This window comes from Dyella thiooxydans, assembly GCF_001641285.1.
In the GTDB taxonomy this organism is placed as follows: Bacteria; Pseudomonadota; Gammaproteobacteria; order Xanthomonadales; family Rhodanobacteraceae; genus Dyella_A; species Dyella_A thiooxydans.
Window position 1 is genome coordinate 1,990,732 of record NZ_CP014841.1, and the last position, 23,606, is coordinate 2,014,337.

The following is a 23,606-nucleotide window of genomic DNA, read 5'->3' on the forward strand; positions in this document are numbered from 1 at the left end:
TTCAAATGCAGAGGGCGCCACGTCCACCGTGGCGCCCCCTCTCACTCCTCACTCCTCACTCCTCTCCCCTCACTCCTAGGCCTTCAGGCATCCGGCCAGGGCGTGAGGATCTCGAAGCCGTCGTCGGTGACGGCGATGGTGTGTTCCCACTGGGCGGAGAGCGAGTGGTCCTTGGTGACCACGGTCCAGCCGTCGGGCAACTGCTTGGTATGCGGCTTGCCGGCGTTGATCATCGGCTCGACGGTGAAGGTCATGCCCTTCTTCAGTTCCACCCCGGTACCGGGCCTGCCGTAGTGCAGGACCTGCGGCTCGTCGTGGTAGACCTTGCCGATGCCGTGGCCGCAGTACTCGCGCACCACGCTGAAGCCGGCCGCCTCGGCGTGCTTCTGGATCGCCGCGCCGACATCGCCCAGCGTGGCGCCCGGGCGCACCGCCTGGATGCCGCGCATCATCGCCTCGTGAGTGGTGTCCACCAAGCGTTTCGCCAGCACCGACGGGGTGCCGACGAAGTACATGCGGCTGGTGTCGCCGTGCCAGCCGTCCTTGATGACGGTGACGTCGAGATTGATGATGTCGCCGTCCTTGAGCACCTTGGCTCCGGTCGGAATGCCGTGGCAGATCACGTGGTTGACCGAAGTGCACAGCGTCTTGGGGAAGCCGTGGTAGCCGACATTGGCCGGGATCGCCTTCTGCCTGTTGACGATGTGCTCGTAGGCGAGGCGGTCCAGGTCCTCGGTGGTGACACCGGGCTTGACGTGTTCTTTCAGCATCGCCAGCACTTCGGCGGCAAGCTGGCCGGCCACACGCATGGCGGCCAGGTCTTCGGGGGTCTTGAGGGTAATGGCCATGGTTCCACCCAGATGGCGGCGGCATGCCCGTGGATCAACGCCCGGGCCCAACTTGCCGCCTTGCCGGCTCACCGGCTACAATTCGTGAGTTTTGCGGGGCGCAACAGGCGTTTTCAGCCCACTCCCCTGCAATGCGAGCGGGCATTGTAACCATCCAGCGGAACAAGCCCAAACCAACGCCACACACGCATCGGCACCGTCTTCGGGGTGCTGCGTCCGTTTCCGCCAATCCCAGGAAACGCCGCGGTCGAAGCCGGGGATGCGTGGAGGTCCCAACCCCCAGGTTCCGTTCGCGGAACCGACAATTCGGAGTTACACCCATGGCACAAGTCACCATGCGCCAGATGCTCGAAGCGGGCGTCCATTTCGGTCACCAGACCCGTTACTGGAACCCCAAGATGGCCCCGTACATCTTCGGTGCCCGCGGCAAGATCCACATCATCAACCTCGAGAAGACCCTGCCGCTGTTCACCGACGCGATGAACTTCCTGTCGGGTCTGGCGCAGAAGCGCGGCACCATCCTGTTCGTCGGCACCAAGCGCTCCGCCCGTGAGCCGCTGGCCGAAGAGGCCGCCCGCGCCGGCATGCCCTTCGTGACCGCCCGCTGGCTCGGCGGCATGCTGACCAACTTCCGCACCGTGAAGCAGTCGGTCGCCCGCCTGAAGGAGCTGGAAGCGGCCGAGACCGACGGCTCGTTCGACAAGCTGGTCAAGCACGAGGTGCTGTCCCTGCGCCGCGAGCGCGAGAAGCTTGAGAACTCGCTGGGCGGCATCAAGAACATGAACCGCCTGCCCGACGCGCTGTTCATCATCGACATCGGCCACGAAGACATCGCCGTGCAGGAAGCCAAGAAGCTCGGCATCCCGGTGATCGCGGTGGTCGACACCAACTACAACCCGGAGCTGGTCGACTACGCCATCCCGGGCAACGACGACGCGATCCGCGCGATCCAGCTGTACGCCCGCGCCGCCGCCGACGCCATCCTGGAAGGCAAGGCCGCCGCGCCGAACGCCGCCCAAGGCGATGCCGACGAGTTCGTCGAGCTCGACGAGGAAGGCAACCCGGTCGCCAAGGACGAGGAGCGCAAGGCCGCTCCGCGCCGCGCTCCCGCCAAGAAGGGCGCGCCGCGCCGTGACGGCGGCCGTGGCCGCCGCGAGTCGACCGACGCCGAGTAAGCCTGCCGCTTCACCCGCCCGACGGCCGCCCGCCGGTCGTCGGGCTCCAAAGCATTCGAGGAACTGACATGAGCAACATCTCCGCCCAGCTGGTGAAGGAACTGCGCGAGCGGTCCGGCGCCGGCATGATGGAATGCAAGAAGGCCCTGGTCGAGAACAACGGTGACATCGAAGTCGCCATCGAGTGGCTGCGCAAGAACGGCCTGGCCAAGGCCGACAAGAAGGCCGACCGCGTCGCCGCCGAAGGTCGCATCGTGACCGCGCAGGCCGCCGGCAAGGCCGTGCTGGTCGAGGTCAACTGCGAGACCGACTTCGTCACCAAGAACCCCGACTTCGTGAAGTTCAGCGACGCCGTCGCCACGGTGGCACTGGAGTCCGGCGCAGCCGACATCGACGCGCTGAAGGCCGCCGCCTTCCCGGGCGCCAGCAACGTCGAGGAAGGCGCCAAGGCGCTGATCGCCACCATCGGCGAGAAGATCGAGGTGCGCCGCATCGCCCGCGTCGAAACCGACGGCGTGATCGGCAGCTACATCCACGGCGGCCGCATCGGCGTGCTGGTGGCCCTGAAGGGCGGCTCCGAGGAGCTGGCCAAGGGCGTGGCCATGCACGTGGCCGCGATGAACCCGCAGTACGTGAAGGCCGAGGACGTCCCGGCCGACTTCGTGCAGAAGGAAAAGGACATCGCGCTGAGCCAGATGTCCGACAAGGACAAGGCCAAGCCGGCCGAGATCCTGGAGAAGATCATCTCCGGCAAGATCAACAAGATCGTGTCCGAGGTGACCCTGCTCGGCCAGGCCTACGTGCTGGACACCAACGTGACCGTCGGCGACGCCCTGAAGAAGGACGGCGCCGAAGTGGTGGCGGTGGCCCGCCTGGCCGTCGGCGAAGGCATCGAGAAGGTGCAGGAAGACTATGCCGCCGAAGTGGCGAAGGCGATGCAGGTCTGATCCCCGCCACCCGGTGACACGGAAAAGCCGCGGGAAACCGCGGCTTTTTCTTTTCCAGGCGCCAATCCGGCGCCTATCCCGGGCATGACAGCGAAGCCCGCGCCGCTTCCGGGGAATGCCCTCGTCACCCAAAGCTGCCGGCAAGAGCCCGTCTTTCCCCCCGATTGGGCCGACAAGGCGCCTTCCAGCTTAACCGCCGGCCCGCCGCCCGCTACAATATGGCGGTTTGCCCCACACAATCCGGAGACCCCATGAGCGAACCGCTTAAGTACCGCCGTATCCTGCTCAAACTCTCCGGTGAAGCCCTGATGGGCGACGAGGACTACGGCATCGATCCGAAGGTGATCGGCCGCCTCGCCGACGAAATCCTCGAAGTGCGCAAGGCCGGCGTCGAAATCGGCGTGGTGATCGGCGGCGGCAACATCTTCCGCGGTGCCGGCCTGGCCGCAGCCGGCATGGACCGGGTCACCGGCGACCACATGGGCATGCTCGCCACGGTGATGAACGCACTGGCGATGCAGGACGCGATCGAGAAGCGTGGCGGCTTCGCCCGCGTAATGAGCGCCCTGCCGATCCACGACGTGGCCGAGGACTTCATCCGCCGCCGCGCCATCCGCCACATCGAGAAGGGCCGCATCGTGCTGTTCGCCGCCGGCATCGGCAATCCGTTCTTCACCACCGACTCGGCCGCCGCGCTGCGCGCCGTGGAGGTGAGTGCGGACTTGCTGCTGAAGGCCACCAAGGTGGACGGCATCTACACCGCCGACCCGGCCAAGCACGCCGACGCCACCCGCTACGACCACCTCACCTACGACCAGGTGATCGAGCGCAAGCTGGCGGTGATGGATACCGCAGCCATCGCGCTTTGCCGCGACCACCGCCTGCCGATGGTGATCTACGACATGACCGTGCCGGGCAACCTGATGCGGGTGATGCGCGGCGAGTCGATCGGCACCACCGTCGGCACCCACTGACCCGGGCTTGCTGCGCCGCCCCAAGGGCGGCTCCGCCTCGCTGGTATACTTGCCGGCTCGCCTGATCCACCGGAAGACGTCCCATGATCAACGACATCAAGACCGATGCCCAGACCCGCATGGGCAAGACCATCGACGCGCTCAAGCACGACCTGACTCGTCTGCGCACGGGCCGTGCGAGCACCGCACTGGTGGACAACATCAAGGTGTCCTACTACGGCTCGGACATGCCACTGAACCAGGTCGCCTCGGTGGCGCTGGGCGACTCGCGCTCGATCATCATCACCCCGTTCGAAAAGAGCCTGGTGGCGACCATCGAGAAGGCGCTGATGGCGTCGGACATCGGCATCACGCCGACCACCGCCGGCACCGTGATCCGCCTCAACATGCCGCCGCTCACCGAGGAGCGCCGCCGCGAGCTGGCCAAGCACGTGGGCCACGAGGGCGAGAACGCCAAGATCGCGATCCGCAACATCCGTCGCGACGCCCTGCAGCAGATCAAGGACCTGGGCAAGGACAAGCAGATCACCGAGGACGACGAGCGCAAGGCGGACGAGGAGATCCAGAAGATCACCGATCGTTTCGTCAAGGAAGTCGATGCGGTGGTCAAGCACAAGGAAGAAGAGCTGCTGAGCGTCTGACGATGCCGCGCTCACCCGCCCCGCCTGGCCGGCGTCGCCGCGCATGAACGCTCCGGCACGGGTGCCTCGCCACATCGCCATCGTGATGGACGGCAACGGCCGCTGGGCCAGGGCCCGCTTCCAGCCACGCAGCTTTGGCCACAACGCCGGGCGCAAGGCGGTGCGCGAGGTGATCGAGGGCTGCGTCCGACTGGGCGTGGAGGCGCTGACGCTGTTCGCCTTTTCCAGCGAGAACTGGCAACGCCCGGAGGATGAGGTCAGCGCCTTGATGTCGCTGTTCCTGCGGGCGCTGGACAAGGAAGTGGACGAGCTGCATGCACAGGGCGTGCGCGTGCGCTTCATCGGCGAACTGTCGGGCTTCGGCGCAGACCTGCGGCAGCGCATGCACGGCGCGATGGAGCGCACCGCCGGCAACACGCGGTTGCAGCTGAACATCGCGGTCAACTACGGCGGCCGCTGGGACATCGTGCAGGCCGCGCGCCAGGCCGCCCAGGCGATCGGCCGGGGCGAGCTGACTGCCGAGACCCTTGACGAGGCCGCGCTGGGTCGGTGGATGTGCCTGGCCGACCTCCCCCCGCTGGACCTGTTCATCCGCACCGGCGGCGAGCAGCGCATCAGCAACTTCCTGCTTTGGCAGGCCGCCTACGCCGAGCTGTACTTCACCGATACCCTGTGGCCGGACTTCGACCAGGCCAGCCTCGCGCAGGCCATCGACGACTTCGCCCGCCGCGAACGCCGCTACGGCCGCACCAGCGACCAGGTCGCTGCGGCACCTCCGCCCTGACGAACCCAAGGACCTCCATGCTGCTCCAGCGCATCCTCACCGCCCTGCTGCTGCTTCCCTTGGCCCTGTTCATCATCCTGGGGCCGGCGACGCCGGTGTTCGCGGTGATCGTGGCCATCGCGTTCCTCGCCAGCGCCTGGGAATGGATGCGCCTGAGCGGACTGAACAACATGGCCGCCCGCATCGCCGTGCTGCTCGCACTGGCGCTGGTCTATGCCGCCGCCGGCTGGAGCCGCGATCCGCGGCTGTGGGCGGCGATGGCACTGCTGGGTGTGGCCTGGTGGGTGGTCGCGTCGGCCTGGCTGCGCCATTTCTCCTTCGGTGCCGCGCCGACGCCGGAGAACCGGCGCCTGAAGCTGCTGGCCGGCGCGTTCGTGATGGTGCCGGCGTGGGCCGGTCTGGTGCTGATCCATCGCACCGTGCCTCACGGCCACTGGTGGACCTTCCTCGGCCTGGCGATCGTCTGGGCCGCCGACATTGGCGCCTACTTCGCCGGCCGCTTCTTGGGCAAGCGCAAGCTGGCGCCGCAGATCAGCCCCGGCAAGACCTGGGCCGGCGTCTACGGCGCGTTCGTCGCGGCCGGCCTGGTGGTGGCGATCGGCGGCTGGCTGCTGGGCGTGCACGATGCACGCCTGGCCGGTCTGGTCGTGCTGGCCGCGGTTACCGTGGCGGTGTCGATCGTCGGCGATCTCGTCGAGAGCCTGATGAAGCGCCACGCGCAGGTGAAGGATTCCGGCCACCTGTTCCCCGGCCACGGTGGCCTGCTCGACCGGCTCGACAGCGTGTTCGCAGCGATGCCGGTGTTCGCGCTGGGCCTGTGGTTGCTCGGCGTCGTGCAGCTGTCATGAGGCAGGTCGGAGTCCTCGGCGCCACTGGCTCCATCGGCGGCAGCACCCTCGACGTCATCGCGCGCCATCCGGAGCGATTCCGCGCCAGCGTGCTGGTGGCGCACCGCCAGGTGGACGCACTGGTCGCGCTGTGCGCGACGCATCGGCCCGATCTGGCGGTGATCGCCGATCCATCGCTGGAACCGGCGCTGGCCAGGGGACTCGCCGCCGCCGGCGTCCACTGCGATGTGGCCGGCGGCCCCGAGGCCGTTGCGCAGGCCGCCGCGGGCCCGCTCTGCGACACCGTGGTGGCCGCCATCGTCGGCGCCGCCGGACTGGAATCCACCCTGGCGGGCGCGAGGGCCGGCAAGCGCCTGCTGCTGGCCAACAAGGAGTCGATCGTAATGGCCGGCCCGCTGCTGCTGGCCGCGCTGGACGAGGGCGGCGGCGAGCTGATCCCGGTGGATTCCGAGCACAACGCGATCTTCCAGTGCCTGCCGGGCGGCCGCCCGGATCTCGCCAGGAGTGGTGTCCGCCGGCTGATCCTCACGGCCTCCGGCGGCCCGTTCCGCGGCCGCAGCCGCGCCGAGCTGGCCCATATCACTCCCGACCAGGCCTGCGCCCACCCGAACTGGGTGATGGGCCGGAAGATCTCGGTCGACTCGGCCACCCTGATGAACAAGGGCCTGGAAGTGATCGAGGCGCACCACCTGTTCGGCGCCCCGGCCGAGGCGATCGAGGTGGTGGTGCACCCGCAGAGCCTGGTCCACTCGATGGTCGACTACCTGGACGGCTCGGTGCTGGCCCAGCTCGGCAACCCGGACATGCGCACGGCGATCGGCCACGCGCTGGCCTGGCCGGAGCGGATCGACACCGCCGTCGCCCCGCTGGACCTGGCTGCGCTGGCGCCCCTGCAGTTCGAACGGCCGGATACCGACACGTTCCGCTGCCTGGCCCTGGCCTTCCAGGCGCTGCGCGCAGGCGGCGACGCCCCGGCCATCCTGAACGCCGCCAACGAGGTGGCGGTGGAGGCCTTCCTGGCCGGCGCACTGGGTTTTCTCGACATCGCCAACGTGGTGGAGAGTGTGCTGGCGGAACTGCCGGCCGAAGCCGTGGTCGATGTCCAGACCCTGGTAGACCGGGACCGCGTGGCGCGCGCTGCCGCACGCCGCGTCCTCCGTCACGCATGCTGATAAGCTCTTATCGATGAATCCTTTTTTCGGCTCGGTGTTCTGGCTGCTGGTCACGCTCGGCGTGCTGGTGACCTTTCATGAGTTCGGCCATTTCTGGGTCGCGCGCCGCTGTGGCGTGAAGGTGCTGCGCTTCTCCGTCGGCTTCGGCAAGGCGATCTGGAAGCGCGTCGGCCGGGACGGCACCGAGTACCAGATCGCGATGATCCCGCTCGGCGGCTACGTGAAGATGCTCGACGCCCGCGAGGGCGACGTGGAACCGCAGCTGCAGGACGAGGAATTCACCGGCAAGCCGGTGTGGAAGCGCATCGCGATCGTTGCTGCCGGCCCTGCTTTCAACCTGATCTTCGCGGTGGCGGCGTTCTGGGTGATGTTCATGATCGGGCGCCCGGATGCGGTGCCGGTGGTGACCCCCAAAGCTCAAAGCATCGCGGCGCAGGCAGGCATCCGCGACGGTGACGAGCTGCTGGAAATCGGGGGCAAGAAGACCCCCACCTGGTCCGATGCGATGGACCAGCTGGCCACGGCTCTGCTCGGGCGCGAACCCCTCCCACTGGAGGTTCGTGGTGCCGAGGGAGGAGTCCGGCATCTGGTGCTTCCCCTGGACCGGCTGCCGGCGGGCAAGGACGTCGGCCAGTATCTCGATATGGTCGGCCTGCAGTCGGCTCCCCCGCCAGCCATCATCCAGGAGGTGATTGCCGGCAAGCCCGCCGCACAGGCGGGCATGCGGATCGGAGACCGGATCCTCAGCGTCAACGGGCAGCCCGTCACCGACTACCGCGCATTTACCAAGCTGGTACCGGAACTGGCAGCCAAATCGCCGGAACTGGCGATCCTGGTGGACCGCGACGGAAGCCAGCTCCTGCTGCATGTGACAGCGCGTCGCGAAGCGCTCGAAGGCCAGCCGGTGAACTGGATCATCGGCGTCGGCATCAAGTCCGTGATGCAACGGTACGGTCCGCTTCGCGCCCTGCGTGAATCCCTGGATACCACCTGGGGCACGGCGCACCAGACCTTCCAGATGATCGGGAAGATGATCACGGGGCAGGCCTCCACCAGGAATCTCTCCGGCGTGATCGGCATCGCCCAGGTCGCCAACCAGTCGGCCAACATGGGCCCGGGCTGGTTCCTCAACTTCCTCGGCATGGTCTCGCTGAGCCTGTGCATCCTCAACCTGCTGCCCATCCCGCTCTTGGATGGGGGTCATCTGCTGTATTACCTTATCGAGTTGGTCAAGGGCAGCCCGGTCAGCGAGCGAACCATGATCGCCGGCCAGTATGTCGGGCTCGCCCTGCTGTTCACGATGATGGGTCTGGCGTTCTACAACGACCTTCATCGCATCCTGCTGTCGTGACGGATCTCTGCTCTGCCCATGCTGCCGGTTCGTACGGCCCGCTCCGGATCGCGGCGCCACGCACCGCCGGTGCAGGCGGACGTGATCGAACTTCGGCGTTGCTCCTGCGCCCTGCCTTGTCCGGGACGATCACCATGATCGGCCCGTCGAAATAACCCAACGGAATCGACGATGAAGCGTATCGCCGCCCTGCTCCTGCTTGCCTCTCTCTCCGCCAACGCGGTGGCCTTCGAACCGTTCGTCGTGTCCGACATCCGCATCGACGGCCTGAGCCGCATCTCGGCGGGCACGGTCTACAACTACCTGCCGGTGAACAAGGGTGACCAGTTCACCGAGGACGAGGCCCAGCGCGCCATCCGCGCCCTCTACGACACGCACTTCTTCAGCGACGTGGAGATGAGCCGGGAGGGCAACATCCTGGTGATCAAGGTGATCGAGCGCCCGTCCATCGCCAAGCTGACCATCCGCGGCAACAAGGACATCAAGGAAGAGGACCTGCGCAAGGGCCTGAAGGAAATCGGCCTGTCCGAGGGCGAGACCTTCGACCGCCTCTCGCTGGACCGCGTGAAGCAGGAGCTGATCACCCAGTACTACAACCGCGGCAAGTACAACGTGTCGATCGACCCGCACGTGACCCGGCTGGACCGCAACCGTGTGGCGCTGGACATCGAGATCCGCGAGGGCAAGGTCGCCAAGATCAAGGAGATCAACGTCGTCGGCAACACCACGTTCACCGACAAGCAGATCGAGGACAACTTCGAGTCCGGCACCACCAACTGGATGTCCTGGTACTCGAAGAACGACCAGTACTCGCGCGAGAAGCTCTCCGGCGACCTGGAGAAGCTGCAGTCCTACTACATGAACCGCGGCTACGCCGACTTCGGCGTGGATTCCACCCAGGTCACCATCTCGCCCGACAAGCGCGAGATGTACATCGCCGCGAGCATCAAGGAGGGCGAGGTCTACACCGTTTCGGATGTGCACCTGCTGGGCAAGCTGATCCTGCCGGAGAAAACCCTGCGCCAGCTGGTGTTCGTGAAGGCGGGCGACAAGTTCAACCGCGCTGCGGTCGAAGGCACCTCCAACGCCATCAAGGGCATCCTGTCCAACCTCGGCTTCGCCTACGCCAAGGTGACGCCGGTGCCGAAGCTGGACAAGGAAAAGCGCACCGTCGACCTGACCTTCTACGTCGAGCCGGGCCAGCGCGTGTACGTGCGCCGGGTGATCTTCCAGGGCAACACCCGTACCGAGGACGACGTGCTGCGCCGTCAGATGCGCCAGCTTGAGGGCTCCTGGTATTCCCAGGCGATGATCGACCGCTCGAAGATCCGCCTGCAGCAGCTGGGCTATTTCAAGAAGGTCGACATCGACAAGCAGCGCGTGCCCGGCACCCAGGACCAGGTCGACGTCACCGTGAAGGTGGAAGAGCAGTCCGCCGGCAGCCTGCAGTTCGGCGTGGGCTACTCGCAGTACTCGGGCATCATCCTGTCCGCCTCGGTGTCACAGAACAATTTCCTCGGCACCGGCGACAGCTTCAGCGTCGGCGCCGAGACCAGCACGTACTACAAGCGCGTCAATGCCAGCTACTACAACCCGTTCCTGACCGACAGCGGCATCGGCATCGGCTATACGGTTGGCTACTCCAAGACCGACTATGGCAACACCAACTTCGCCAACTACGCCACCAGTGCCAAATCGTTCTCCACCTTCCTCGGCATCCCGATCACCGAATTCGACAGCCTGCGCGTCGGTCTCGGCCTGAGCAGCAACAAGATCAATCTGTACCCGGGCTACAGCCCGCAGGTGCTGCTGGACTACCAGAACGCGCTGGGCCACCAGACCATCCACGAGTGGACCGGCACCCTGGGCTGGAACCACGACACCCGCAATGGCTACTGGGCGCCGACCCGCGGTGGCCTGATGTCGGTGTCCACGGACGTGGCACTACCGGGCTCCACCGTGCAGCACTTCCGCGTCAGCGCGGAAGCCAACCACTACTGGCCGATCGGTGGTGGCTTCGTGCTGTACCTGGACGGCCAGGCGCAGTACGGCGCGACCTACGGCAGCCAGACCTACAAGAACTCGTTCGGCCAGTACCAGGCCGGGCAGCCGCTGGACTACCCGTTCTGGCAGAACTTCTACTCCGGCGGCGTGCGCGACGTGCGCGGCTTCCAGGACAACACCCTGGGCCCGCGCGTGTGCTCCGGCACCGATGCCAGCGGTCATGCGATCCAGCCCGGTTCCAACGGCTACTGCACCGGCAGCTACTACCAGTACGCCCAGCCGATCGGCGGCGCCTTCAAGGTGCTCGGGACGTCCGAGCTATACCTGCCGCTGCCGTTCCTGAAGGACATCAACACCGCCCGCGTGTCGCTGTTCATGGACGTCGGCAACGCCTACAAGGACTACCAGAGCTTCAAGGCGGGCGACCTGCGTGCCTCGGCCGGTATCTCGCTGCACTGGCAGGCGCCGATCGGTCCGCTGATCATCAACTTCGCCACGCCGATCCGCTCCAAGCCGGCCGACCGGCCGTACGAGGAGCGCATCCAGTTCACCTTCGGCAGCCAGTTCTGACCGACGCCGCAGGGCACGCGGACACCCTGGCGAAAGCGCGGCCCCGGCCGCGCTTTCGCGTTTCCGGCCCCTTCCCTTCGCGGGCGCACGGACACCCGCGCCCGGGTCGCCTACAATGGCGCGCTTTCCCGGAGCATCCATGAGCGCGAATTCCCATACGGTCGGAGAGCTGGCCGATCGCTTCGGCCTCGTCGCCCACGGCGACGCCGGCCGCCTGATCGACGGCGTCGGCACGCTGTCCGGCGCCGGCCCGAGCCAGCTCACCTTTTTGTCCAACAGCAAGTACGCCGGCCAGCTGGCCGGCACCCGCGCCGGCGTGGTGGTGCTGCGCGAGGCGGACGCGGCGCAGTGCCCGACCGCGGCGCTGGTCGCCCGCGACCCCTACGTCACCTACGCAAAGATCGCCGCGCTGTTCGAGCATCTGCCGGCCGCTCCGGCCGGCGTCCACCCGAGCGCGGTGGTCGCGCCCACGGCGCGGGTCAGCCCGAGCGCCAGCGTCGGCCCCTGTTGCGTGGTGGAGGCTGACGCGGTGATCGAGGATGGGGTCGTGCTCGGTCCGCACTGCGTCATTGGCGAGGGTTGCGTGGTCGGCGCCCAGTCACGGCTGGTCGCCCGCGTGACCCTGGTCACCCGCGTCACCCTGGGCAAGCGGGTGCTGGTGCACCCCGGCGCGGTGATCGGTTCGGACGGCTTCGGCCTGGCCTTCGACCGCGACCACTGGATCAAGCTGCCCCAGCTTGGCGGCGTGCGCATCGGCGACGACTGCGAGATCGGGGCGAACACCACCATCGACCGAGGCGCGCTGGACGACACCGTGCTCGAGGAGGACGTGCGGCTGGACAACCAGATCCAGATCGCCCACAACGTGACGATCGGCGCGCATTCGGCGCTGGCCGGATGTGCCGCCGTGGCAGGCAGCGCGAAGATCGGCCGCTATTGCATGATCGGCGGCAACGCCGGCGTGCTCGGCCATCTGGAGCTGGCCGACCGGGTTACCATCACGGCCAAGAGCCTGGTGACCCACTCGATCCGCGAACCCGGCGAGTATTCCTCGGGAACGCCGCTTCAGGAAAACCGGCAGTGGCGGAAGAATGCCGCCCGCTTCAAGCATCTCGACGACTATGTGCGCCGCCTCGCGGCGCTGGAGAAGGACAGCAACAATGAGTGATTACGCTGCGGATTTCAGCCTGCCGGTCGGTGTCGAACAGATCCAGCAGTTGCTGCCCCACCGCTACCCGTTCCTGCTGGTGGACCGGGTGATCGAACTGGTGCCGGACACCAGCGTGGTGACGCTGAAGAACGTCACCATGAACGAGCCGTTCTTCCAGGGCCACTTCCCCGGCCACCCGGTGATGCCGGGCGTGCTGATCGTCGAGGCGATGGCGCAGAGCGCCGGCCTGCTTACCCAGATCTCGAGCCGCCTGAAGGGCGACCAGGGCAGCCCGCTGTTCTACCTGGCGAAGATCGACAACGCCCGTTTCGCCTGCCCGGTGGTGCCGGGCGACCAGTTGCGCATGGAAGTCTCGCTCAAGCGCCTGATGCGCGGCATGGGCCTGTTCATCGCGAGGACCTTGGTGGACGGCAAGGAAGTGGCCAGCTGCGAACTGATGTGCGCAGCGAGGTCCGACAAATGATCCACGCCGCGTCGATCCATCCCACCGCCCAGATCGACCCGTCGGTCGTGCTGGGCGACAACGTCAGTATCGGCGCTTACACGGTGATCGGGCCGGACGTGGAGATCGGCGCCGGCACCGTGGTCGGGCCGCACGTGGTGATCGAGGGCCCCACCCGCATCGGCCGCGACAACCGCATCAGCCAGTTCGCCTCGCTCGGCGGCGCACCACAGGACAAGAAGTTCTCGGGCGAGCGCACCGAGCTGGTGATCGGCGACCGCAACCTGATCCGCGAGTTCGTCACCGTAAACCGCGGCACCGGCGACGGCGGCGGCATCACCCGCATCGGCAACGACAACTGGCTGCTGGCCTACGTGCATGTGGCGCATGACTGCCAGGTCGGCAACCACGTGGTGTTCTCCAACTACTCGGCGCTGGCCGGGCACGCGGAGATCGGCGACTGGGTGATCGTGTCCGGCTACGCCGGCGTGCACCAGTTCTGCAAGGTCGGTGCGCACGCCTTCATCGGCATGGGCTGCCTGGTCGGCAGCGACGTGCCTCCGTTCGTCATGATGGCCAACGAGACCCGCGGTCGCCCGCGTGGCATCAACAGCGAGGGCCTCAAGCGCCGCGGCTTCGACAGCACGCGCATCTCGGCGATCAAGCGTGCCTACCGCACGCTGTACATGGCCGGCCTGAGCCTGGCCGAGGCGCGCGAGCAGCTGGCCACGCAGGCGCAGGACAGCGAGGATGTCCGTGCGATGCTGGAGTTCCTGGAGCGCAGCGAGCGCTCGCTGGCGCGCTGAAACGTCCACCCCATGGGACCGGCCTGCGCTGCGCCCCGTACGGCCGGGCGGCACGCACTACAATCGCGCACATGAATGCGCCGCCCGTCTCCACCGATTCGCGACTCCCCGACCCCGCCGCCCCGCTCATCGCCGTGATCGCCGGCGAGGAATCCGGCGACCAGCTGGGCGGGGATTTGCTGGCCGCGCTGCGCCGGCGATACCCCGGAGCCCGCTTCGTCGGCATCGGCGGCAAGCGCATGCAGGCACAGGGGCTGGAATCCTGGTACGACATGGCCGAACTGTCGCTGTTCGGCCTGGCCGAAGTGCTGCGCCACCTGCCGCGACTGCTGCGGCTGCGCAAGGCACTGGTCGCCCGGCTGATCGCCGCCCGGCCTGACGTGGTCGTCGGCATCGATGCACCGGACTTCAATCTCGGCGTGGAGCAGCGCCTGCGCGCCGCCGGACTGCGTACCGTGCACTACGTCAGCCCTTCGGTGTGGGCCTGGCGCGAGAAGCGCGCGGAGAAGATCGGTCGCAGCGCCGACCGGGTGCTGTGCCTGTTCCCGATGGAGCCGCCGATCTACGCCCGACACGGTGTGGATGCGCGCTTCGTTGGCCACCCGCTGGCCGACCGCTTTCCGATGGTCGGCGACCGCCCCGCCGCGCGCGAGGCGCTGAACCTGGCGCAGGATCGCCCCGTGCTCGCGGTGCTGCCCGGCAGCCGCGGTTCGGAGATCGAACGGCTCGGCGCGACCTTTCTCGACGCCGCCGCACGGGTCGCCGCCGCCGTACCGGGGCTGCAGGTGGTGGTGCCTTCGGCCAACGCCCGCATGCACGAGCGGGTCCGGGCACTGCTGAACCGGCCCGGCCCGCACTGGCCCGAGCCGCCGCGGCTGCTCGACGGCCATGCCCACGAGGCGATGCTGGCCGCCGACGTGGTGTTGCTGGCTTCCGGCACAGCCACGCTGGAGGCGATGCTGGCGAAGCGGCCGATGGTGGTCGGTTACCGCGTGTCGCCCCTCAGCTACCGCATCGCCCGGCTGCTGCACATGCTCAAGACCGATATCTATTCGCTGCCCAACGTGCTGGCGCGCGCCAGCGGGCTGGGCGATCCGCTGCCGGTGTCCGAGCGCATGCAGGACGACTGCACCGCGGCCCATCTGGCCGACGATACGCTGGCGCTGTTCCAGCACAGCGAGCGGCGCGGCGCGATCGTGGCGACGTTCGAGCAACTGCACCGCAACCTGCAGGTCGACCTGTCCGGCCACGCCGGTGACGCCGCGGCCACCGCGGTGGCCGAACTGATCGAGCGGAGCGCCGCGCATGCCTGAGCGGACCCCGCACCGGATCGCCGGCGTCGACGAGGCCGGCCGCGGCCCGCTGGCCGGCCCGGTGGTGGTGGCCGCGGTGATCCTCGACCCGGCCCGGCCGATCGCCGGCCTCGACGACTCCAAGAAACTCAGCGAGAAAAAGCGCGAGGCGCTCTACCCGCTGGTCATCGAACACGCGCTGGCGCACTGCGTGGTGGTGGTCGAGGCGGAAGAAATCGACCGGCTGAACATCTTCCAGGCCACCATGGCCGGCATGAGCCGAGCCGTGGCCGGCCTGGCGCCGGTCGCGCACGAGGCGCTGGTCGACGGCAACAAGCTGCCGCGCGACCTGCCCTGCCCCGGCCGCGCCATCGTCGGCGGCGACGCGCTGGAGCCGGCGATCAGTGCCGCCTCGATCCTCGCCAAGGTCACCCGCGACCGGCTGATGGTGCAGCTGGACACCGTCCATCCCGGCTATGGCTTCGCCGTGCACAAGGGTTACCCGACGGCGGCACACCTGGACGCGCTGCAGCGGCTGGGACCGTGCCCGCAGCACCGGCGAAGCTTCGGCCCGGTCGGCCGGGCGCTCGAGCAGATGGCCCTGTTCTGAGCAGTACGGGCAGCAAGCAGCGGGCCAGCGAAAACCTGACTGGTGGCAGGTGCGGGCGCATGCTGGCGGCGTAAAATGCTGCGCAAAGCCCCTGCCGATGCGGGGCACCGATCCGGACCGGATCCTCCCGGCCGCGCAACGCGGACCGCGTTTCCCGCATCCCATGGGGCAGGACAAGGCGACGGCCACCCCATCCGCCCGCCCGATGCAGGGACGCCCCCCGGATCCGCTCCTGCGGATCGTTCCAACCGCGGAAAGACCGCGAGGAGCCCCGTCATGACATCGCCCACCGCTCCCTGGCCCGCACCATCCGACGTCCCTGCACCGAACCCGCTGCGCGAAGCGATCGACCAGGCGCTGCCGCGAGGCAAGGCGGACGACACCACGCATCACGACTACGACGGCCGCGGCCTGCTGATCCAGCCATTCGACCACGTCCTCGGCGAGGACGACTGCCAGCGCTTCACCATCCGTTGAGTCGTGCGGCCCGGTCATCGGCTTCCGCCAGCCTTTGCGGCGCGAAGCCGGTGCGGAGCCGGGATGCCATGCCGTACATGAAACCTGTCGACAGGTTCCCCATCGCAGGAGGCTGACCACCCAGGCCTGGCCGCGGGATGGTCTGGTTGCCGCGACTGTCAAGCTTGTGGCCCACCCGACCCACGGTTACCTTTCCCGGTCAGCCGCCGAGTCGCCATGCCCGCCCGTTTCGTCCACCTGCACCTGCACAGCGAGTACTCGCTGGTCGATTCGACCATCCGCATCAAGGCGCTGGTCGATGGCTGCGTGCGCGCCGGGATGCCCGCGGTCGCGCTGACCGACGACAGCAACATGTTCGCGCTGGTGAAGTTCTACAAGGCCTGCAGTGCGGCTGGCATCAAGCCGATCGGCGGCAGCGACCTGTGGGTGAACGCCCCGGACGACCCGCGCCCCTGGCGCCTCACCGTGCTGTGCCAGAACCACGCCGGCTACCTGAACCTGTCGCGGATGGTGTCGCGCGCCTGGCGCGACGGCCAGGCCGGTGGCAAGGCCATGGTCGATGCCGCATGGCTCACCCCCGGCGCCTCCGAGGGCCTGATCGCCCTGCTCGGCCGCGAGAGCGAGGTGGCGCGCGTCGCGGTGAACCAGGGCACCGACGCGGCACTGGCGAAGCTGCGCCCGCTGGCCCGGCTGTTTCCCGACCGCCTGTACCTGGAGCTGGTGCGCACCGGCCGCGAAGGCGAGGAGGCCTGGAACGCCGCCGCGCTGATCCTGGCCACCGAGCTCGAGCTGCCGGTGATCGCCAGCAACGACGTGCGCTTCCTCAAGCAGGAAGACTTCGAGTCGCACGAGGCGCGCGTGTGCATCCACCAGGGTCGCGTGCTGGCCGACCCCAAGCGCCCGCGCGACTACAGCAACCAGCAGTACCTGAAGTCGCCGGAGGAGATGGAGGCGCTGTTTGCCGACCTGCCGGAGGCGCTGGAAAACACCGTCGAGCTGGCCAAGCGCTGCAACCTGGAACTGAAGTTCGGCACCTACTACCTGCCCGACTTCCCGGTACCGGACGGCCACGACCTGGCCAGCTACATCCGCGAACTGGCGCGTGAAGGCCTGGCCGAGCGCCTCGCCGCCGCGCCGCTGGCCGAAGGCAAGACCCTGGCCGACTACGAGGCACGGCTGGAACGCGAGCTGGACGTCATCATCGAGATGGGCTTCCCCGGCTACTTCCTGATCGTGGCGGACTTCATCAACTGGGGTAAGCAGAACGGCATCCCGGTGGGCCCGGGCCGCGGCTCGGGCGCCGGCTCACTGGTGGCCTGGGTGCTGAAGATCACCGACCTGGATCCGTTGCAGTACGACCTGCTGTTCGAGCGATTCCTCAATCCCGAGCGCGTGTCGATGCCCGACTTCGACATCGACTTCTGCATGGACCGCCGCGACGAGGTGATCGACTACGTGGCGCGCAAGTACGGCCGCGACCACGTCAGCCAGATCATCACCTACGGCTCGATGGCGGCGAAGGCGGTGCTGCGCGACTCCGGCCGCGTGCTCGGCATGGGCTACAACGCGGTCGACCGCATCGCCAAGCTGATTCCCGCGCGCCCGCTCGACCTGACCCTGTCCGACGCGCTGGGCCGCAGCGAGAAGTCGAAGAAGGAGCCGGACCGTGTCGTCAGGGAGTTCTGCGATCTGTACGAGCAGGACGAGGACGAGGCGCGGCCGCTGATCGACCTGGCGCTGAGTCTGGAGAACCTCACCCGCAACGCCGGCAAGCACGCCGGCGGCGTGGTGATCGGGCCGAAGCCGCTGACCGAGTTCGCCCCGCTGTACTGCGAACCGGGCGGTAGCGGCGTCGTCACCCAGTACGACAAGGACGACGTGGAAGCGGTCGGCCTCGTGAAGTTCGACTTCCTCGGCCTGCGTACGCTGACCATCATCGACTGGGCGGTGAAGGCGATCAACGCTCGTCGCGCCCAGAGCGGCGAGGCGCCGCTGGACATCAGCCAGATCCCGCTGGACGACGTGCCCACCTACGAGCTGCTCAAGCGCGCGCAGACGGTGGCGGTGTTCCAGCTCGAATCCTCCGGCATGCAGCGCATGCTCAAGGACGCCAAACCCGACCGCTTCGGCGACATCGTGGCGCTGGTGGCGCTGTACCGCCCCGGCCCGATGGACCTGATTCCCAGCTTCGTCGCGCGCAAGCACGGCAAGGAAGAAGTCGAATACCCCGATCCGCGCGTCGAGCCGATCCTGAAAGAGACCTACGGCATCATGGTCTACCAGGAGCAGGTGATGCAGATGGCGCAGATCGTCGGCGGCTATTCGCTCGGCGGCGCCGACCTGCTGCGCCGCGCGATGGGCAAGAAGAAAGTCGAGGAGATGGTCAAGCACCGCGCGACGTTCCGCGAGGGTGCGGCCAGGGACGGGCTCAGCGCGTCCAAGGCCGACGAAATCTTCGACCTGATGGAGAAGTTCGCCGGCTACGGCTTCAACAAGTCGCACGCGGCCGCCTACGCGCTGGTGTCCTACCAGACCGCCTGGCTGAAGGCGCACTACCCGGCCGAGTTCATGGCCGCGACGATCTCCTCGGACATGGACAACACCGACAAGGTGGTGACCTTCCTGACCGAGTCGAAGGCGATCGGGTTGACCATCCTGCCGCCGGACGCGAACGCCTCCGACTACATGTTCGTGGCGGTCGAACCGAAGGTGATCCGCTACGGCCTCGGCGCGATCAAGGGCGTCGGCCAGGGCGCCTGCGAGGCGATCGTCGACGAGCGCAAGCGCAACGGTCCCTACCAGGACCTGGCCGACTTCTGCCGCCGGGTCGATCCGACCAAGCTCAACCGCCGCGTGCTCGAAGCGCTGATCTACGCCGGTTCGCTCGACCCGCTGGCGCCGACCCGCGCCAGCCTGATGGAGCAGCTGCCGGACGCGATCAAGGCCGCCGAACAACACCTGCGCGACCGCCAGTCCGGCCAGAACGACATGTTCGGGGCGGCAATGGGTGCGGTCACGCCGGTGGTGCAGATCGACCTGCCGACGGTGCCGGAGTGGCCGCTGGAGCGGAAGCTGCAGGGCGAGCGCGACACGCTCGGCCATTACCTCTCCGGCCATCCCACCGACCCGTGGCGCGATGAGCTGGCGCAGCTGTCCAGTTGCCCGCTGGGCGAGATCGCCGAGCGCTACCAGCCGCCGCGACCGCGCAAGAACAACGACGGCGAGAACAACCGCTTCCGTCGCGGCCCGGACACGCCGTGGACGGTCGCCGGCATGGTCACCGCGGTGCGCAAGCGCGGCGACTCCGATGCCTTCGTGCGGCTGGAGGACGGCACCGGTTCGATCGAGGTGAGCTTCTTCGGCGAACTGTTCCAGCAGGTGGCCCCGCTGCTGACTCGCGACGAGATGCTGATCGTCGAAGGCGGCCTGCGCATCGACGAGTTCTCCGGCGGCGGCTTCCAGGTGCGCGCGCGCAGCGCGATCACCCTGGCCGACGCCTGCCGCCGCCATGCCCGCCTGCTGCGGCTGAAGCTGAACGGCATCACCCCGGATTTCCCGGCCCAGCTGCAACGCACCCTGGCGGGCTTCCGCGGCGGTCGGGCCAGCGTGGTGCTCTACGGCTACCACAACCGCGACGCCCAGGCCGACCTGGAACTGGGCGACGATTGGCGGGTGGAGGCGATCCCGGACCTGCTGCGCGCCGTGCGCGCCCTGCCCGGGGTCGAGGCCGCCCGGCTGCGCATCGTGCGGAGCCAGGAGTGATGTAGGAGCGCACCCTGTGCGCGAATGCTTTTTCTCCCGATCGACATTGAAGCCAAGAGCATTCGCGCACAGGGTGCGCTCCTACAATACGCCCGCGTTCTCGCGTTTTTCCGCGTACCGCTATACTGCCCCGCTTACTGTCCTGAACCGCGCCGAATGAACCCGAACTTCCTCGATTTCGAACAACCGATTGCCGAGCTGGAAGCGAAGATCGAAGAGCTTCGCCATGCCAGCCATGGCCAGGCGGTGGACATCGACGACGAGGTCGGCCGCCTGCGCGAGAAGCTCAAGGTCAAGACCGCCGACATCTTCCGCAACCTCAATTCGTGGCAGGTGACCCAGCTGTCGCGCCACCCGGCGCGGCCGTACACGCTGGACTACATCAGCGCCATCTGCGAGGAATTCCACGAGCTGGCCGGCGACCGTGCCTTCGCCGACGACGCAGCCATCGTGGGCGGCCTGGGTCGGGTCAACGGCCGCTCGGTAATGATCATCGGCCACCAGAAGGCGCGCGACACCAAGGGCAAGGTGCGCCGCAACTTCGGCATGCCGCGCCCCGAGGGCTACCGCAAGGCGCTGCGCCTGATGAAGCTGGCCGAGCGCTTCGGCCTGCCCATCCTCACCTTCATCGACACCCCGGGCGCCTACCCCGGCGTGGGTGCCGAGGAGCGTGGCCAGAGCGAGGCGATCGCCCGCAACCTGCTGGAAATGGCCGAGCTGAAAGTTCCGGTGGTCTGCACCGTGATCGGCGAAGGCGGCTCCGGCGGCGCGCTGGCGATCGGCGTGGGCGACGCGGTGATCATGCTGCAGTACTCGATCTACTCGGTGATCTCGCCGGAAGGCTGCGCCTCGATCCTGTGGAAGAGCCAGGACAAGGTGCGCGATGCGGCCGACGCGATGGGCGTCACCGCCCCGCGACTGCTCGAGCTGGGCCTGATCGACAAGGTGGTGCGCGAGCCGCTGGGCGGTGCGCACCGCAACCCGCACTCGATGGCGATCCGCCTCAAGGCTGTGCTGCTCAACGAGCTGGACCGCCTCGAGGCACTGAACGTGCCCGACCTGCTGTCGCGCCGCTACGAGCGCCTGCGCGGCTACGGCGCCTATACCGAAGGCTGATATCAGCGTCGGCGTGGCTGCCGACGGCCGGCGCATACGCCGCGGGGTCGCCCGCAGGCCCGACTGGCGGGGACTGGATGCGTTGCGGCACGAACTCGATCGCGCCGGCGTCCGCTACTGACCCGGATCCGCCGCCGCTCTGCCATGATGGGCACTGGCTCGCAAAGGGAAGCTTCGCCATGGCCAACACCCCATCCGACCGCCTTGCCGTCCTGATCGACGCCGACAACGCCCAGCCGGCAATCGTCGAGGGTCTGCTGGCGGAAATCGCCAAGTACGGTACCGCCCACGCCAAGCGCATCTACGGCGACTGGACCGGCTCGCACCTGAAGGGCTGGAAGGAAACGCTGCTGACCTACTCGATCCAGCCGATCCAGCAGTTCGGCTATACCCGCGGCAAGAACGCCACCGACTCGGCGATGATCATCGACGCGATGGACCTGCTCTACACCGGGCGCTTCGACGGCTTCTGCATCGTCTCCAGCGACAGCGACTTCACCCGACTGGCCGCGCGCATCCGCGAGTCCGGGCTCACCGTGTACGGGTTCGGCGAGAAGAAGACGCCCGAGCCGTTCGTTGCCGCCTGCGACAAGTTCATCTACACCGAACTGCTGGTGGAAAAGCCGGAGGACGAGACCCCTGCCAAGCGCCTGTCGCAGGCCCAGCTGAAGGGCGACGCGCGGCTGGTCGGACTGCTGCGCAATGCCATCGAAGCGGTCTCCGACGACAGCGGCTGGGCACACCTGGGCGCGATCGGTTCGTCGGTCGCCAAGCAGGCCCCGGAGTTCGACCCGCGCAATTACGGCTACCGCAAGCTGAGCGAACTGGTCGACGCGACCGGCCTGTTCGAGATCGACCCGCGGGGAGACGGCGCGACCCGCACGCTCTACGTGCGCGACAAGCGGCGCAAATAGCCCACCCGCCACCGCGCAGCGGGCGTGACCGTACCGGTCGCCCTAGACTGTGTGCGTCCCCGGCCACCACGCATCGTCTTGTCACACTCGCTGACCGAACACCTGCTTGACCGGCTGGCCGACGCACCGGCAGATGGCCTGTGCGTGGCATTCAGCGGCGGACCGGACTCCTCCGCCCTGCTGCATGCACTGGCCACGCTTCCGCGCGAGCGGCCACTGCGCGCGCTGCATGTCGACCACGGCCTGCATGCGGACAGCGCGCGATGGGCCGGACACGCGCTGGCGTTCTGCACCGGCCTGGACGTCGCCTGCACGGTGCTGCGCGTCGCGGTGGACGCCAGCGCCGGCCTTGGCGTGGAGGGCGCCGCACGCGAGGCCAGGTACGCCGCGCTCGCTGCCGCGCTGCAGCCAGGTGAGCAGCTGTTGACTGCCCACCATCGCGACGACCAGGTCGAGACGGTACTGCTGAAGCTGCTGCGCGGTGCCGGGCCGGAAGGGCTGGGCGGCATGCGCGCGCGGCGGCCGCTTGGCGCCGGCACGCTGTGGCGTCCCTTGCTCGAAGTGCCCCGCAGCGTGCTGCATGCTTACGTGCAGCAGCATGCGCTGGCCTGCCTCGATGACCCGGCCAACGCCGATCCGCGACTGGCCCGCCATGCCCTGCGCCACGAGATTCTTCCCCGCCTCGCCCGACACTGGCCCCAGGCCGCCGACTCGATCGTCCGCAGCGCCGCGCTTTGCCGGGCGGCCGCCGACGCGTTGCGCACCCGCTGGCTGGCAGCCTTCGGGCAACTGCACGACCACGTCACCGGCAGCCTGGACGCCGCCGGCTGGCGCGGCCTCGCCCCGGGCCTGCGCGAGCCGCTGCTCGATCACTGGCTGCACGGCCGTGGCCTGCCCGCTCCCACCGGCGGCCAACGGGCGCAGATCCTGCGCCAGATCGACGCCCGTGACGGCCGCGTCCCCTGCATCCGCTGGCCCGGCGCCGAGCTGCACGTGTGGCGCGGGCGCCTGTGGGCCCTGCCGCAGGCACCGCCGTTCGCCCCGGGCTGGCAGGCGTGCTGGCACGGCGGCGTGCTGGACCTGCCGGACGGCGGCTCGCTGCGCGTCGACCGCACGCTGGACACCCCGCTCACGGTCCGCCTGCGCCGGGGCGGCGAGCGGCTCAAGCCGGCCGGCGACCCACACACCCGCGAACTGCGCGACCTTTTCCAGGCCGGCGCCGTGCCCCCCTGGCAACGCCTGGCCTGCCCGCTGATCTGGGAGGACCATGCGCTCGTGGCTGTCGCCGACCGCTGGTTGAGCGCCCGCGGGCAGGCCCTGCTCGGCGAAACGCTGTGCTGGGTTCCGGGCCGTTAGCGAAAAGCCCGATGCCATGCGGTTTCCAGGGCATGCGCGACGCCTTTTCCATTGATTCCCGTGCCCCGCTGCGTTAGCGTTCCCGGCCATGGCAAAGACCGTTCCCGCCCCTGTCGATACCGCGCCAGCCGCCGACTTCGAGCATTCGCTCGACGAGCTCGAACAGCTCGTGGCGAAGATGGAAGGTGGCGACCTCAGCCTGGACGATTCACTGGCCTCCTTCGAGCGTGGCATCGGTCTCTACCGCCACTGCCAGCAGGCGCTGGAAAAGGCCGACCTGCGGGTGCGCCTGCTGCTCGACCCCGACGCCCCCGAGAGCGCCGAACCGTTTGAACCCGAACTCTGA

At 68.2% G+C, this 23,606-nt stretch carries 21 protein-coding genes; 20 read left to right on the forward strand and 1 reads right to left on the reverse strand.

Features of this window, described 5'->3' with window-relative positions:
• Window positions 1-83: 83 nt before the first annotated feature.
• Window positions 84-848 (reverse strand): type I methionyl aminopeptidase, encoded by a 765-nt coding sequence (map, locus tag ATSB10_RS09045; protein WP_063672270.1) that lies wholly within the window; start codon window positions 846-848, stop codon window positions 84-86.
• Between the two features lie 320 nt (window positions 849-1,168).
• On the opposite strand from map, the gene rpsB reads away from it, so the two are divergent.
• The 20 genes from rpsB to ATSB10_RS09145 all read left to right on the forward strand — a co-directional run bounded on the left by rpsB (window position 1,169) and on the right by ATSB10_RS09145 (window position 23,606).
• The gene (rpsB, locus tag ATSB10_RS09050) at window positions 1,169-2,023 is read left to right on the forward strand and encodes a 30S ribosomal protein S2 (protein ID WP_063672271.1); all 855 of its coding nucleotides are present in this window, start codon (window positions 1,169-1,171) and stop codon (window positions 2,021-2,023) included.
• A gap of 68 nt (window positions 2,024-2,091) precedes the next feature.
• A complete protein-coding gene (gene tsf / locus ATSB10_RS09055; protein ID WP_063672272.1) occupies window positions 2,092-2,970 on the forward strand; it encodes a translation elongation factor Ts in 879 nt (292 codons plus the stop codon).
• A gap of 251 nt (window positions 2,971-3,221) precedes the next feature.
• On the forward strand, window positions 3,222-3,944 hold the full coding sequence (pyrH, locus tag ATSB10_RS09060) for a UMP kinase (protein WP_063672273.1): 723 nt from the start codon (window positions 3,222-3,224) through the stop codon (window positions 3,942-3,944).
• Window positions 3,945-4,027: 83 nt separating this feature from the next.
• Window positions 4,028-4,585 carry a ribosome recycling factor gene (frr, locus tag ATSB10_RS09065; protein WP_017461811.1) on the forward strand — a complete coding sequence of 186 codons (558 nt, stop codon included), beginning with the start codon at window positions 4,028-4,030 and terminating at the stop codon, window positions 4,583-4,585.
• A gap of 43 nt (window positions 4,586-4,628) precedes the next feature.
• Window positions 4,629-5,369, forward strand: coding sequence for a polyprenyl diphosphate synthase (gene uppS / locus ATSB10_RS09070; protein ID WP_063672274.1), 741 nt, complete (start codon window positions 4,629-4,631; stop codon window positions 5,367-5,369).
• A 17-nt stretch (window positions 5,370-5,386) separates the two neighbouring features.
• Entirely contained in the window at window positions 5,387-6,217 is an 831-nt protein-coding gene (locus tag ATSB10_RS09075; RefSeq protein WP_063672275.1) for a phosphatidate cytidylyltransferase, read from the forward strand.
• Window positions 6,214-7,389 carry a 1-deoxy-D-xylulose-5-phosphate reductoisomerase gene (locus ATSB10_RS09080; protein WP_063672276.1) on the forward strand — a complete coding sequence of 392 codons (1,176 nt, stop codon included), beginning with the start codon at window positions 6,214-6,216 and terminating at the stop codon, window positions 7,387-7,389. Before ATSB10_RS09075 ends, ATSB10_RS09080 begins: the two co-directional genes overlap by 4 nt.
• A 13-nt stretch (window positions 7,390-7,402) precedes the next feature.
• Window positions 7,403-8,740, forward strand: coding sequence for an RIP metalloprotease RseP (gene rseP / locus ATSB10_RS09085; RefSeq protein WP_063672277.1), 1,338 nt, complete (start codon window positions 7,403-7,405; stop codon window positions 8,738-8,740).
• A 171-nt stretch (window positions 8,741-8,911) separates the two neighbouring features.
• A complete protein-coding gene (gene bamA, locus ATSB10_RS09090) occupies window positions 8,912-11,314 on the forward strand; it encodes an outer membrane protein assembly factor BamA (protein ID WP_063672278.1) in 2,403 nt (800 codons plus the stop codon).
• Window positions 11,315-11,453: 139 nt separating this feature from the next.
• Complete coding sequence (lpxD, locus tag ATSB10_RS09095; protein WP_063672279.1) at window positions 11,454-12,482, forward strand: UDP-3-O-(3-hydroxymyristoyl)glucosamine N-acyltransferase; 1,029 nt, start codon at window positions 11,454-11,456, stop codon at window positions 12,480-12,482.
• Complete coding sequence (gene fabZ / locus ATSB10_RS09100; protein WP_017461818.1) at window positions 12,475-12,948, forward strand: 3-hydroxyacyl-ACP dehydratase FabZ; 474 nt, start codon at window positions 12,475-12,477, stop codon at window positions 12,946-12,948. The genes lpxD and fabZ overlap by 8 nt, the downstream gene beginning before the upstream one ends.
• Entirely contained in the window at window positions 12,945-13,733 is a 789-nt protein-coding gene (lpxA, locus tag ATSB10_RS09105; protein ID WP_063672280.1) for an acyl-ACP--UDP-N-acetylglucosamine O-acyltransferase, read from the forward strand. The genes fabZ and lpxA overlap by 4 nt, the downstream gene beginning before the upstream one ends.
• A 71-nt stretch (window positions 13,734-13,804) precedes the next feature.
• Window positions 13,805-15,046, forward strand: a complete 1,242-nt coding sequence (gene lpxB / locus ATSB10_RS09110; protein ID WP_063672281.1) for a lipid-A-disaccharide synthase — start codon at window positions 13,805-13,807, stop codon at window positions 15,044-15,046.
• Window positions 15,039-15,635: a ribonuclease HII gene (gene rnhB, locus ATSB10_RS09115; protein WP_063672282.1), complete on the forward strand. Its 597-nt coding sequence runs from the start codon at window positions 15,039-15,041 to the stop codon at window positions 15,633-15,635. Before lpxB ends, rnhB begins: the two co-directional genes overlap by 8 nt.
• 276 nt (window positions 15,636-15,911) lie before the next feature.
• A complete protein-coding gene (locus ATSB10_RS09120; protein WP_063672283.1) occupies window positions 15,912-16,112 on the forward strand; it encodes a hypothetical protein in 201 nt (66 codons plus the stop codon).
• Window positions 16,113-16,328: 216 nt separating this feature from the next.
• Entirely contained in the window at window positions 16,329-19,874 is a 3,546-nt protein-coding gene (dnaE, locus tag ATSB10_RS09125; protein WP_063672284.1) for a DNA polymerase III subunit alpha, read from the forward strand.
• A gap of 156 nt (window positions 19,875-20,030) precedes the next feature.
• Complete coding sequence (locus ATSB10_RS09130; RefSeq protein ID WP_063672285.1) at window positions 20,031-20,990, forward strand: acetyl-CoA carboxylase carboxyltransferase subunit alpha; 960 nt, start codon at window positions 20,031-20,033, stop codon at window positions 20,988-20,990.
• A 179-nt stretch (window positions 20,991-21,169) separates the two neighbouring features.
• Complete coding sequence (locus tag ATSB10_RS09135) at window positions 21,170-21,904, forward strand: NYN domain-containing protein (RefSeq protein ID WP_063672286.1); 735 nt, start codon at window positions 21,170-21,172, stop codon at window positions 21,902-21,904.
• A 78-nt stretch (window positions 21,905-21,982) separates the two neighbouring features.
• Window positions 21,983-23,260, forward strand: coding sequence for a tRNA lysidine(34) synthetase TilS (gene tilS, locus ATSB10_RS09140; protein WP_063672287.1), 1,278 nt, complete (start codon window positions 21,983-21,985; stop codon window positions 23,258-23,260).
• A gap of 88 nt (window positions 23,261-23,348) precedes the next feature.
• Window positions 23,349-23,606, forward strand: coding sequence for an exodeoxyribonuclease VII small subunit (locus ATSB10_RS09145; protein ID WP_063672288.1), 258 nt, complete (start codon window positions 23,349-23,351; stop codon window positions 23,604-23,606).